This is a genomic window from Pseudomonas sp. Pmew2, from assembly GCF_058129885.1.
The window spans coordinates 2,274,647-2,286,703 of the sequence record NZ_CM176702.1 but is presented as its reverse complement, the minus strand read 5'-3'; the positions used below and the strand labels follow the sequence as shown (position 1 = coordinate 2,286,703).

The window sequence follows — 12,057 nt, the reverse complement described above, 5'->3', positions numbered from 1 at the left end:
AGACACGCGCCCTGCAGAGAGGCCGCGCGCAAGGCAAACAGGGTCAACCGGCGGCCCGGTTCATTTGCCGTGAGGTGCTGTTGCGCCAGCGGGCCAGGTGCTGTTCGCAATAGCGCCGCAGCAGACGGAGCAGCTGTGTTTGCTCGTCGACCAGATAAAAGTGATGGCCCTCGAACATGTCCAAAGAGAATCCGGTGCGGGTCTCTTCCTGCCAGTCGAGCAGTTCCTCGACGCTGATGCTGTCCTGCTTGCCGCCAAATACATGGATCGGCACGCTGAGTGGCTCGCGCACGCCATACACAAAGCTGCCGCAGAGCAGAAAATCGGCGCGCAGGATCGGCAGCATCAACTGCATGAGCTCCTGATTGGCGATGACGTTTTCGCTGGTGCCCTTGAGCGTGCGCAGCCGGTCGATCAGTTGCGCATCGGTCTTGGCGGCGACGTATTCGCTGACATCGCGGCGCACCGGACCGGCAGTCGCTGATGCGAACAGCGCCAGCGGTGCGGGCAGACCGCGCTCGCGCAAGGCGTGCGCCAGCTCAAAGGCCAGCAGCCCGCCCAGACTGTGGCCAAACAACGCATAGGGCTTGTCCAGCTCGGCGCTGATTTCGTCGGCCAGACGGTTGGCCATTTGCACGATATCGGTCTGCAACGCCTCGTCCATACGCATACCGCGGCCGGGAAGCTCCAGAGGCCGTACGTTCAGCCACTCCGGCAATTTGCGCCGCCAGGGGCTGTAGAACATCGCGCTGGCGCCGGAAAAAGGCAGGCAGAACAGCGTCAGGCTCACGGACGTACTCATATCTGAACCGTCCGTCTGTTGGCGCGGATGTGAAAGCGGCGTTGCGCGTGATCGAAGCGCATGGGGTTCTCCTAAGGTATTCCCTGGCCGCAACCGTGGTCGGGCCTGTCACCAATGAGAACGGATGGCGTCTGCAAATAATTAGTGGAGATGCGCGTCGCGAGAGCGCGCCTGACGAGGCCGCACTGTTAAAGTGCGCTGATTGGCTTTCGCATTTGACAATAATTATCATTAAGGCTAATTTGTTGCCCCATGTGACGGCGCTGCCCCTCCTGCGGCCCTCCCCCTCAATTGTTCAAGCAGCAAGGTGAATTCCATGACGGAACACGTAATCACAAGTAAGTGCGACTCACCATTACTCCAGGCATTCGTCGACAACTACTTGCTGCTGGTCAAAATCGCGGCGCGCATCGTGGGTTGCCGGTCCCGGGCCGAGGACGTAGTGCAGGACGCCTTTTTCAGACTGCGCTCGGCACCTCAAGCCACGCTGACTTTCAAGGCCCAGCTCAGTTACCTGTTTCAGATCGTGCGCAATCTGGCCATCGATCATTACCGCAAACAGGCGCTGGAACAGAAATACACCGGCCCCGAGGCCGAGGGGCTGAATGTGGTCATTCAGGGTGCATCGCCGGAAACCTCGCACATCAACTTCTCCAGCCTGGAGAAAATTGCCGATGCCCTGACCGAACTGCCGCCCCGCACCCGCTACGCGTTCGAGATGTACCGTCTGCACGGCGTGCCACAAAAGGACATCGCCAAGGAACTGGGTGTGTCGCCGACGCTGGTCAACTTCATGATCCGCGATGCGCTTGTTCATTGCCGCAAGGTCAACGGTGCCAACGCTGAAGCGTGATAATTCAGAAATACAAAAAAATCCGGAGCACTGGCTCCGGATTTTTTGTTTCTGCCTTGAATAGACAGTCGATCAGCGGCTGACCTGATATTCAGGCTGTACTTCCGGCATGGCCGAAGAGTGGTGGTTGAGAATCTTCCACTCGTTGCCGATGCGGTGGTAAAGGAACGAATAACGCGCCTGTACCTTGGTTTTCTTGCCGTCTGCAGCCGTCAGAGTGAAGGTGTAGACACCGTTGTCCGCAGCGGCATCAGGCCCCAGACGACGAATCTCACGGTAGTTGATCTCGCCAACCGGTTTAAGCGCCAGGAAGTGATCGAAGTAGTCGGTGATCTCTGCCGGAGTAGCACGCACCTTGTTGGAGACCGTAGGCTGCAAGACTGCGTCCTGCGCATACAACGAGGCGACTGTCTTCGAGTTACCGGTCTGCAGGGCCTTGTTCCAACGGTCAAACAGACCGGCGATTTCCTTGTCATTCACATTGCTTGGCGTCTCGGCCACCATGCGGTAGGTGTAGCCGGACGGCTCGGCAGCAGCCTGAACCATCGGTGCACTCACAGCCAGCAACAGGGCCAGGGCGGTCAATTTAGTTTTCATCGCTACTCTCCTACGGGGTATCTGTTCAGGGATTCAGTGAGTGCCACTTTGCCCTCCCCGCCACTGCGCGCCATCGGCCAACCGGGGTTAACTGTGTATGCCAATCGGCAGATAGGCTTTATCTCCTGATAAAGTTCTAATAGCGTCACTTCCGTTATGCCCGCGCGGGCATCCACCCTCGCTGGAGCTCCCCATGCAAAGCCCCCCCCATGACCCGGCAAGCGCGCTGGCAATCCGCAATCAGTATCGCCAGTCGCAAAGCCGCGCTGCTCGCCTGCGTCTGTTAGTGGATACCGGTCAGGAGCTGACCCAATTACCTCCCGAGGCCATGCGCCAGCGAGTGCTGCAGCGCGCCTGCGCATTCGTCGCCATGGACCATGGCCTGCTGCTGGAATGGGGCACCGACAACAATGTGCAGACCACCGCCAGCCATGGCAATGCCGACCGCCTGAGTACCCTTGAAACAGTTGCCGACCCGCTGGCCATCGGCCCGCAATGGCTGGAGCGCAGCGGTCCCGACTTGCCTTGTGTGCTGTTATTGCCGTTGCGTGGTGCCGACGAAGGCTGTTTCGGCACCTTGATGCTGGCCAACAGCGTAGGCATCAATGCCCCGGACAATGAGGACATCGAGTCCCTGCAACTGCTGGCAACGTTGCTGGCGGCACATCTGGAAAACAATCGACTGCTTGAAGCACTGGTCGTCAGAGAGCGCACCATGTCCGAACTGGTCCGCCAGTTGTTCACCGCTCAGGAAGACGAACGCAAACGCATGGCCTACGACCTGCACGACGGGCTGGCCCAGACACTCGCCGGTCTGCACCAGCGACTGCAGGGTTTTGCCGGTCGCTGTCCGGAACTGCCTGAACCGCTGGATGCCGACCTGCAAGCCATTCTCAAGCTGGCGCAGCACTGCGTCGGTGAAGGTCGGCAGTTGATCAGCGGTCTGCGACCCAGCGTGCTGGATGATTTCGGGCTGTTGCAGGCAGTCGACAAGGAAGCCGACCGGCTGCGTGAAGCGGGCATCGCCGTGCAGTGGACTTCGCGTTCCCAGGCACGCTTGCCCAGCCATCTGGAAATTGCGTTATTCCGCATCGCTCAGGAAGGCATCAACAATGTCTTCAAACACGCCGGTGCCAGCCGCGTAGAATTGGCGCTGGAACTGAGTAACGACAATGTTTCACTAAGCCTGGAAGACAACGGCCGGGGTTTCATCACCGAAAAGCCGCGTAACGGCAGTAGCGTTCAAAAGCTGGGCCTGGTGGCCATGCAGGAACGCGCCAGCCTTCTGGGCGGTCGCCTGACCTGCTTCAGCCGCCTTGAGCGCGGCACCCGGCTGCGCGCCATCGTCCCTTTTACCGCAGACAAGGCAACAACATGACTGACACTGTGCGACTGGTTTTGGCGGACGATCATGAAGTGACCCGCACCGGGTTCGTCTCGCTGCTGGCGGGGCATCCGGAATTCGAAGTGGTCGGCCAGGCCGCAGACGGCCAGCAAGCCATCGACCTGTGCCAGGAACTGCAACCGGACATCGCAATTCTCGACATTCGCATGCCAGTGCTCAACGGACTGGGCGCTGCGCGAATTCTCCAGCAGCGTATGCCGGACCTGAAAGTGGTGATTTTCACCATGGACGACAGCACTGATCATCTGGAAGCCGCGATCAGCGCAGGGGCGGTGGGCTATCTGCTCAAGGACGCCAGCCGCGACGAAGTAATCGCCGGTCTGCAACGTGTGGCCCGTGGCGAAGAAGCCTTGAACAGCACCGTCAGTGCGCGCCTGCTAAGGCGCATGACCGAGCGCAACACCAGTGGCGCAGCCCTGCCGGAATCCCTCACACCTCGCGAACGTCAGGTACTGGGACTGGTGGCGGGCGGCTTCAGCAATCGTGAAATCGGCGAAAAACTCGGCATTACTACCGGCACCGCCAAGGCACACGTGGAAAAAGTCATCGGCAAACTGGGTGCCTCGGACCGTACTCAGGCCGCCGTGCGTGGCGTGGCGCTGGGCCTGGTGAGCCAGTCGACGAGCGAGTGGCGATGACGACAACCGGAAGCAGTCGCTGGGAAGACCTTCCGTTACGCGGCAAGGCGCTGGTGGCCATTTCTTTGCCCCTGGCGATTCTCATGTTCTCGCTGGTGCTCATCTATATCGCTGAACGCCAGACCGCTCAGGCAGAGGAAGATGTACGCCGTGTGCTGCTGGTGCAAGGCGACATCCAGACACTGCACACCCAGATCGCAGAAGGTGCGGCCAGCGTACGCGGCTACCTGCTGACTCATCAGGAAGACTTCCTGCCTGGCTACATCAACGCGCAGCCGCTGATCGGGGCGGCGTTGGCGCGACTCAACGACAATGTGCGCGATGAGCAGATGCGCGAACACCTCAAAGCCATCGAGCCGCTGATCAACACCAAGGTCGACGGCCTGGAAAAACTGCGCTCGATGAGCATGGAAGATCAACAAACCGTTGCCCGCATTCTGGTCGAAAACAAGTACGTGCTCGACCAGTTGCGCGAGCGGATCGGCATCATGCGCGAGCGCGAAGACGCCTTGCTCGCCGAACGCACCGAAGCGGCGGCCGCTACCCGCGAACGCCTGCTGCGCTCGACCCTGCTGGCAGCCGCCTGCGGAATATTCGGAGCCATTCTTGCCGTGCTGATGCTGTCCAAAGGCATCGTGGCCAGGGTGCATCAGGTGCAACGCAATGCTCAGCGGCTGGCGCTCGGGCACCCGTTGCTGCCCCAACCCCCGGAAAAGGACGAAATAGGCCAGCTCGGCACCCGACTGGTCGAAGCCGGTCAATTGCTCGCCGAACGCGAACGCGCGCTGCGCGACAATGAAGAACGTTTGCGGCTGATCATCGAAGGCGTGAAGGACTACGGCATATTTGCGTTGGACCGCAACGGCTATGTCACCACCTGGAACGCAGGTGCCGAGCGTATCAAGGGCTACACAGAGCAAGAGATCATCGGTAAGCACTTCTCTGTTTTCTACCTGCCGGAGGAATGTCCGCAACACCCTGACATGGCATTGCGTGAAGCAACGGTCAACGGCCGCTACACAGAAGAAAGCTGGCGCAGACGCAAGGACGGCAGCCGTTTTTGGGCCAGCGTGGTGATTACCGCCCAATACGATGGCAATGATGAACTGCGCGGCTTTTCCAAGATCACCCGTGACATCAGTGATCGTCGTGTCGCCGAAATAGCCCTGGGTACGGCCCGCGAGGAAGCCGAGCGGGCCAGCCGGGCGAAAAGCGAGTTTCTCTCGCGCATGAGCCACGAGTTGCGCACGCCCCTGAACTCGATTCTGGGCTTTGCCCAGTTGCTGGACATGGACTCGCCTGCAAGCCAGCGACCGCAAATCGGCCATATCCTGAGAGCCGGTCAGCACCTGCTGAAACTGATCAATGAAGTGCTCGACATCGCCAGAATCGAAGCCGGGCATGTGTCCCTGAGCCTGGAACCGGTATCACTGTCGAGCGTACTTGAAGAAGCGCTGGTGCTGGTCTCGCCGATGGCGGCTGATGCCAACATCGAATTGAAGGCGTTGCCGCAATTGCCTGACAAGCTTGGCGTGGTCGCGGACCGCCAGCGCTTGATTCAGGTGTTGCTCAACCTGCTGTCCAACGCCATCAAATACAACCGTCCCGAAGGTCAGGTGCGGATTGAAGTCGAGCAGTCGGACGAGCGCGTTACCGTGAGCGTAATCGATACAGGCTACGGAATTGCGCCAGAGCGTATCGGGCAGTTGTTCAAACCGTTCGAACGACTGGATGCCAACCCGAGCGTCGAGGGCACCGGGCTGGGGCTGGCGCTGAGCAAAAGCATGCTGGAAATGATGCACGGTACCCTGTCAGTGCAGAACACACCGGCTGAAGGCTGCCGCTTCATACTCGAGCTGCCACTTGTTCTGGTGCACGCCCCCACAGCTCCCCTGCCACAGACTGGCATGCCTGCTGACGCCGCCCCTGTCGCCCGCCTGCCTGCTCGCCCTGCTTATCACGGCAAGCTGCTGTGCATCGAAGACAACCTTTCGAGCATGGCCTTGATCGAGACGCTGATGCAGCGCAGGCCCGGTATCCAGCTGCTGTCGAGCATGCAGGGGCAGCTGGGGCTGGATCTGGCCCGCCAGCATGCTCCTCAGCTGATTCTGCTGGACCTGAACCTGCCGGACATCAAAGGCCTTGAGGTGCTGCATCGTCTGCGGCGCTTGCCGGCTACGGCCAATACCCCCGTCCTGATGATTACAGCTGACACCAGTGATAAAGCCAGTTGCGAACTGAAACAGGCCGGTGCAACGGCCATTCTGACCAAACCCATTCAGGTGCCGGTGTTTCTTGCCCTCCTGGACCAGTATTTACCGGAGCCAACATGACCGGAGATTTTCGCATTCTGATCATTGACGACCAGCGGCCCAACCTTGATCTGATGGAGCAACTGCTTGCCCGCGAGGGCCTGACCAATGTGCTGAGCAGCACCGAGCCGTTGCGCACGCTGGACCTGTTCAACAGCTTTGAGCCGGACCTGGTGGTGCTTGATCTACACATGCCCGAATTCGATGGTTTTGCGGTTCTGGAACAGCTCAACCGGCGCATTCCGGCCAATGACTATCTGCCGATCATGGTGCTGACCGCCGACGCGACACGCGATACCCGACTACGCGCACTGGCGCTGGGCGCACGGGATTTCATCAGCAAGCCGCTGGATGCGCTGGAAACCATGCTGCGTATCTGGAACCTGCTGGAAACCCGCGCGCTGTATAAATCGCTGCGCAAGCTGGTGCCGCCGGAAAACATCGAGCTGTTGCGCCAGCCACGGACGCTGGCGCAGCAGTGAGGCGTCTTTATTTGATGAGCGTCACCGGCACTGACACTTCATGGATCACCCGCGTGGCTACCGAGCCCAGTAGCAGGCCGCCAAAGTTGCCTAGCCCGCGGGTGCCCATGACCACAGCATCACACCCCAATCGCTGAACCTCGGCTTCTACCTGCTCGGCGACGTTGCCCAGCTCGACATGGGCCTGGAACGGCACGCCCGCCGCGGTCAGCAGCGCAATCGCATCATCGAGCACCCGCTTGCCTTCATTGGTCAGCCCGGCCTTCACACCATCAATCATGTCGGGGGCCAGATAAAGGCTGTAATCAATGGGGCTGGCCTGCACATTGAGGATATGCACCTCAAGCGATTTGGTGAGGTCGCCAGACAATTCGATGACATAGCCCAAGGCACGCATGGCGTGCTCGGAGCCGTCGAAGGGAACCAAAACTTTGTGCATGTGCGCTTTCCTTGAGGGGGTATGCGATCAATATAATCCGTTGGCTGGTGGGCAACCACTGCTGAACGGCAGCTTGTTGATTCAGGACAATGTGTGCTGGCCTTTACAACCGGCGCGCCCCGACCTCTCCCCTCTGCCACTGTTGATAGCTAAAGCGCTGACTGCGACAGGTATCCTCCGTCAGAATGGATGGTATTGGTACAGCCAGCTCTCGGTTAAAGTTAGCTCACCCAGTCGCAGATACAGACGCATGTCTACCGGTTCTGCACCTTCTACCGTCAGGTCGAATTGCGCCCGCCAATGCCCCGCCAGACCGTCAGGCACTGCCTCGGTGAAAATATTGGAGAAAGTCCCTCTTGAGCTGGACAATACCGCTTCCGGAAACGTATTGAACGGCACTTTTTCCAGAGTGCGGCCCTGAAATTCGACGACAAATTTTCGCACGCTGAACCGCCCCGGGTTTCTCGGAGACCCTTTTGTTTGAGTCATGCCACCTGGGCAGACTCGGTGAGTTGCTGATAATAGATTGCTTCTGCTTCGACCGGTGGAATATGACCGATTGGCTCCAGCAGGCGGCGGTGATTGAACCAGTCCACCCATTTCAGGGTTTCCAGCTCCACCGCCCCCCGTGTGGGCCAAGAGCGTCGATGAATCACTTCAGCCTTGTAAAGACCATTGATGGTCTCAGCCAAAGCATTGTCGTAAGAGTCACCGACACTCCCGACCGATGGCTCAATACCGGCTTCGACAAGACGCTCGGTATAGCGAATGGACACGTACTGCACGCCACGGTCACTGTGGTGAATGAGTCCACCCTGCTTGACTGGGCGACGGGCGTAAAGGGCTTGCTCCAGTGCATCGAGTACAAAATCGGTACGCGCTGAACTGGACACCTTCCAACCGACGATGAATCGGGCAAAGACATCAATGATGAAGGCCACGTAAACAAAACCCTGCCAGGTACTGACGTAGGTAAAGTCCGATACCCATAGGGCGTTCGGGCACTCAGCCACAAACTGACGGTTGACATGATCCTGCGGGCACGGCCTGGCTTGGTCGCTGACCGTCGTCTTGACGGGCTTGCCGCGTACCACGCCTTGCAGGCCCAGCTCTCCCATCAGACGTTGCACCGTACAGCGGGCGACTTGCAGTCCGTCACGCAGCAATTGTCGCCAGACCTTGCGCACGCCATATACCTGGAAGTGCTCATCCCAGACTCGCTGGATGTGCTCACCCAGTTCCTGGTCACGCTGCGCACGCGCTGACTGCTGGCTGGGGTCAGCCTGCTGAGCAGCGTACCGGTAGTACGTCGACGGGGCGATTGGCAACACCTTGCAAATCGGCTCGACCCCGTAAGACTGGCGGTTTTCATCAATAAACGTCTTCATCGTTTGAATGGGCGGTCGAGCTCCGCCTGGGCAAAATAGGCTGAGGCCTTACGCAAGATCTCGTTAGCTTGACGCAACTGACGGTTCTCACGCTCCAAGAGCTTGACTCGCTCACGTTCGACTGTGCTCAGCCCATCACGCTGGCCGCTGTTGCGCTCAGATTGGCGAACCCACAGCCGTAATGTCTCGGGCGTGCAGCCGATCTTGGGGGCAATGGCACTGATGGTGGCCCACTGCGACTCGTACTCAGGAAGGTGTTCGAAAACCATCCTGATGGCCCGCTCACGGACCTCTGGGGAATACTTCGGTAGTTTTTTCATCGCTCCATCCTCTCAAAGGTTGGAGTCTCCGAGAAACCCGGGGCGGTTCACGCCTTGCGGCCGCGTCTGTCCTGGCCGGCCACCATTACCGAAACGAGTCGCTACGCAATGAGCCAACTCACCGGGGCATGGCTCGTCCGCCAGCCAGTGCAGACGATAACGCAGCCGGTAATCTGTTCCAGGGCCTGCCGGTTTTTCAGGTACCCACATGGCGACGATATTGTCGTGGATCTCATCGTCTGTAGGAATTTCAACCAACTGTACGGCGCCTTTCCCCCAATCGCCCAAGGGCTCGACCCACAGGCTCGGCCGCCGTTCATAATGCACGCCATCCAGGTAATGGCTGAATTCGCGATCCCGCTGCAGCAGACCGAAACCTCGCGGGTTATTGTCGCTGAAGGCAGATGCCATGGTTCTCGGCGGGTTGTTCAACGGTCGCCATATTCGCTCGCCTGCACCGGTCCAGATCGCCAGTCCGTCGGAGTCATGCACCTCGGGCCGCCAGTCAGCAGCTGTTTTCTTGGTCTGTTCACTGAACCAGTACATTGAGCTGATCGGCGCGATGCCGAACCTTTGCACTTCGCCGCGCATGAACAGTGCGGCCTCGACCTCCATGACCACCCCTTTGCCCCGCTGTATGGCAAAGCGATACGCCCCACAGATGCTCGGCCCGTAAAGCAGTGCATAGACAACGACCGAGTCGGATGTATTGCTGTCCGGCGATTCAAACCAGAAGTGAGTGAAGTCGGGAAATTCTTCCGCACGCTCGGGCTGGGCGACATCCAGCGCGATACCACGTGCGGAAAGTCCATATTGATACAGCTCGCCAATGGCACGAAAGTACGCAGCGCCGAGAAAAGCCGTCCAATCGTTATTACGCCAATCCAGTTTTTGCTGATCGCCTGTTCGACTTTCCTGAAAGCGAAACCCGGCAAAGCCAACACCCTGAGTCAACTGACGCGCAGGGCTGTCTTCGGGCATGTCGAAATACGCCTGATCGTAGAGAATTTCCTTGGCAGCACCCTTATCGACGACATAGAGCCGCACCAGCTTGGGGAAAAACTTCCCCGGGTGAAAAAAAGTGATAGGAAACTGGCCCGGTCCCTCCGCGAACAATGCGTACTCCGGCTTGAAGCGAATCTTGCCGTGAGCGTCGTAGTCCAGTTTCGCCAGTACCTCCGCCGAAAGAGTTGACGGCACAATGTACGGCTGTGAGGCGGCCTCTTTTGCGCGCTGCCCTAAAAGATCAAACGAAAAGGGCTCGCTATCGCCCATTTTCAGCGGCTCGTCAGCCTGTGAGGAAGAAGGGATACCTGATACGAACAACAGAGCAGATATCGAAGAAAACTCGAGAAAGTTTCGTCGATTCAACATGGTGGGAAGTGACCTGGTGGGGGTAGATCTGGTGGGCGGTAGACCTGAGCATAGATCAGTCCGCCAAATACACCCGTTCAGCTCGTCCGATTAACTCAATGCCCCTCAAGGAACGCCGCTGCCTGATCCAGCAACAGCATGGGATTTTCGGCCTTGTGTATATCAACCGACAGCAACTGACGGAAACGCCGTGCGCCGGGGAAACCCAAACCAAGCCCGAGCATGTGCCGAGTGACATGGTGCATGTTGCCACCGCTGGCAATATGCGCCGCAATGTACGGCCGCATCGACTCCAACGCATCGTAACGACTGATAACCGGCGCAGTGCTGTCGAACAACTGCTGATCAACATGCGCCAACAGATACGGGTTGTGATAAGCCTCACGGCCCAGCATGACGCCGTCGAAGGTCTGCAAATGTTCGCTGCACTGCTCCAGCGTCTTGATGCCGCCGTTGAGTACAATCTCCAGGTCAGGAAAGTCAGACTTCAGTTGCGCGACCACGTCATAACGCAGCGGCGGAATATCGCGGTTTTCCTTGGGAGACAGTCCTTCGAGAATCGCGATACGGGCGTGAACCGTAAAACTCCCGCAACCCGCCTCCTGAACCTTGCCAACGAAATCACACAACTCGGCGTAGCTGTCGCGGCCATTGATACCTATCCGGTGCTTGACCGTAACCGGAATACCAACCGCATCGCGCATCGCCTTCACGCAATCCGCCACCAACTCAGGATGCGCCATCAGGCACGCGCCGATCATGTTGTTCTGCACCCGATCACTCGGGCAACCGACGTTCAGATTGACCTCGTCGTAGCCCGCCTCTTCAGCCAGCCGGGAACAGGCAGCCAGGTCCGCCGCCGTGCTACCGCCCAACTGCAACGCCAGCGGGTGCTCGGTCTCGTCATGACGCAAGAACCGCTCGCGGTCGCCGTGCAGCAAGGCACCGGTGGTGACCATTTCGGTGTAGAGCAAGGCATGCTTTGAGAGCTTGCGCATGAAGTAGCGGCAATGGTGGTCGGTCCAGTCCATCATCGGGGCGACGGAGAAGCGGCGGGACAGTGTGGTGGCTGATTGGCTAATGGTTGTAGGGGTTTCGTGGTTTTCAGTTGTCATGTGAATTGATCTTTTATGCAGCCGCTCCTACCCGGGTTGATTCATTTTCAGCAAGCGGTCGTCACAATGTAGCAATCGACGCTGGAAATGTTGCAATTTGAGATGGGTACGATCACAGCACGTAAACGCGAAGGTAAAACCACTGGTCTCACGGCGCAGATACGGATTGTCAGGAATGCGCGGCAGTTTAACAGGAAGGCAGGCTGTGGAGTGCAGTAGGTGGCTTAGGTCAAGGGCCAGTGGGGATAGAAGTCAAATTCTGCTCGATATCTCAAATGGTAACTGCTGGCGTTTATCCTTGCGCAGCTTGGTGGGCGCAGCCGGTTACTGGC

At 58.7% G+C, this 12,057-nt stretch carries 10 protein-coding genes, 2 pseudogenes and 1 other annotated feature; of the genes and pseudogenes, 5 read left to right on the top strand and 7 right to left on the bottom strand.

Annotated elements, in window-relative coordinates:
- Positions 1 to 43: 43 nt before the first annotated feature.
- Positions 44 to 802, bottom strand: coding sequence for a thioesterase II family protein (locus tag AC4ANK_RS10515; protein WP_002552914.1), 759 nt, complete (start codon positions 800 to 802; stop codon positions 44 to 46).
- Positions 803 to 1,118: 316 nt separating this feature from the next.
- On the opposite strand from AC4ANK_RS10515, the gene AC4ANK_RS10510 reads away from it, so the two are divergent.
- Positions 1,119 to 1,655 carry an RNA polymerase factor sigma-70 gene (locus tag AC4ANK_RS10510; protein ID WP_002552913.1) on the top strand — a complete coding sequence of 179 codons (537 nt, stop codon included), beginning with the start codon at positions 1,119 to 1,121 and terminating at the stop codon, positions 1,653 to 1,655.
- A gap of 72 nt (positions 1,656 to 1,727) precedes the next feature.
- Here AC4ANK_RS10510 and AC4ANK_RS10505 read toward each other — a convergent pair whose 3' ends face one another.
- The gene (locus AC4ANK_RS10505; protein WP_002552912.1) at positions 1,728 to 2,252 is read right to left on the bottom strand and encodes an SgcJ/EcaC family oxidoreductase; all 525 of its coding nucleotides are present in this window, start codon (positions 2,250 to 2,252) and stop codon (positions 1,728 to 1,730) included.
- A gap of 193 nt (positions 2,253 to 2,445) precedes the next feature.
- Between AC4ANK_RS10505 and AC4ANK_RS10500 the strand changes: the two genes are divergently transcribed.
- The 4 genes from AC4ANK_RS10500 to AC4ANK_RS10485 are packed head-to-tail and all read left to right on the top strand — an operon-like array spanning position 2,446 to position 7,089.
- The gene (locus tag AC4ANK_RS10500; protein ID WP_005746811.1) at positions 2,446 to 3,630 is read left to right on the top strand and encodes a sensor histidine kinase; all 1,185 of its coding nucleotides are present in this window, start codon (positions 2,446 to 2,448) and stop codon (positions 3,628 to 3,630) included.
- Complete coding sequence (locus AC4ANK_RS10495) at positions 3,627 to 4,295, top strand: response regulator (protein WP_002552911.1); 669 nt, start codon at positions 3,627 to 3,629, stop codon at positions 4,293 to 4,295. The genes AC4ANK_RS10500 and AC4ANK_RS10495 overlap by 4 nt, the downstream gene beginning before the upstream one ends.
- Positions 4,292 to 6,628, top strand: coding sequence for an ATP-binding protein (locus AC4ANK_RS10490; RefSeq protein ID WP_031594925.1), 2,337 nt, complete (start codon positions 4,292 to 4,294; stop codon positions 6,626 to 6,628). The genes AC4ANK_RS10495 and AC4ANK_RS10490 overlap by 4 nt, the downstream gene beginning before the upstream one ends.
- Complete coding sequence (locus AC4ANK_RS10485; protein WP_002552910.1) at positions 6,625 to 7,089, top strand: response regulator; 465 nt, start codon at positions 6,625 to 6,627, stop codon at positions 7,087 to 7,089. Before AC4ANK_RS10490 ends, AC4ANK_RS10485 begins: the two co-directional genes overlap by 4 nt.
- Positions 7,090 to 7,096: 7 nt before the next feature.
- Here the strand turns inward: AC4ANK_RS10485 and AC4ANK_RS10480 are convergent, their stop codons facing one another.
- From AC4ANK_RS10480 to dusA, 5 genes and pseudogenes are all read right to left on the bottom strand, one after another.
- Positions 7,097 to 7,528: a universal stress protein gene (locus tag AC4ANK_RS10480; RefSeq protein WP_002552909.1), complete on the bottom strand. Its 432-nt coding sequence runs from the start codon at positions 7,526 to 7,528 to the stop codon at positions 7,097 to 7,099.
- Between the two features lie 180 nt (positions 7,529 to 7,708).
- A pseudogene (locus AC4ANK_RS10475) lies at positions 7,709 to 7,975 on the bottom strand (glucan biosynthesis protein); the annotation flags it as partial.
- A gap of 38 nt (positions 7,976 to 8,013) precedes the next feature.
- Positions 8,014 to 9,236 (bottom strand): IS3-like element IS51 family transposase gene (locus AC4ANK_RS10470; protein WP_095178853.1). Its coding sequence is split into 2 segments (ribosomal slippage): positions 8,014 to 8,951 and positions 8,951 to 9,236, totalling 1,224 coding nucleotides; the frame shifts between segments, so codons are not numbered across the junction.
- Positions 8,842 to 8,958 (bottom strand) — a sequence feature (AL1L pseudoknot). Its footprint overlaps the gene before it by 117 nt.
- Positions 9,237 to 9,278: 42 nt before the next feature.
- Positions 9,279 to 10,511, bottom strand: a pseudogene (locus tag AC4ANK_RS10465) (glucan biosynthesis protein D); the annotation flags it as partial.
- 194 nt (positions 10,512 to 10,705) lie between these two features.
- Entirely contained in the window at positions 10,706 to 11,725 is a 1,020-nt protein-coding gene (gene dusA / locus AC4ANK_RS10460) for a tRNA dihydrouridine(20/20a) synthase DusA (protein WP_044423748.1), read from the bottom strand.
- Between the last annotated feature and the right edge of the window lie 332 nt (positions 11,726 to 12,057).

Coding starts and splice junctions, on each gene's coding strand:
- AC4ANK_RS10515 (WP_002552914.1), bottom strand. CDS start 802: ATGAGTACGTCCGTGAGCCTGACGCTGTTCTGCCTGCCTTTTTCCGGC.
- AC4ANK_RS10510 (WP_002552913.1), top strand. CDS start 1,119: ATGACGGAACACGTAATCACAAGTAAGTGCGACTCACCATTACTCCAG.
- AC4ANK_RS10505 (WP_002552912.1), bottom strand. CDS start 2,252: ATGAAAACTAAATTGACCGCCCTGGCCCTGTTGCTGGCTGTGAGTGCA.
- AC4ANK_RS10500 (WP_005746811.1), top strand. CDS start 2,446: ATGCAAAGCCCCCCCCATGACCCGGCAAGCGCGCTGGCAATCCGCAAT.
- AC4ANK_RS10495 (WP_002552911.1), top strand. CDS start 3,627: ATGACTGACACTGTGCGACTGGTTTTGGCGGACGATCATGAAGTGACC.
- AC4ANK_RS10490 (WP_031594925.1), top strand. CDS start 4,292: ATGACGACAACCGGAAGCAGTCGCTGGGAAGACCTTCCGTTACGCGGC.
- AC4ANK_RS10485 (WP_002552910.1), top strand. CDS start 6,625: ATGACCGGAGATTTTCGCATTCTGATCATTGACGACCAGCGGCCCAAC.
- AC4ANK_RS10480 (WP_002552909.1), bottom strand. CDS start 7,528: ATGCACAAAGTTTTGGTTCCCTTCGACGGCTCCGAGCACGCCATGCGT.
- dusA (WP_044423748.1), bottom strand. CDS start 11,725: ATGACAACTGAAAACCACGAAACCCCTACAACCATTAGCCAATCAGCC.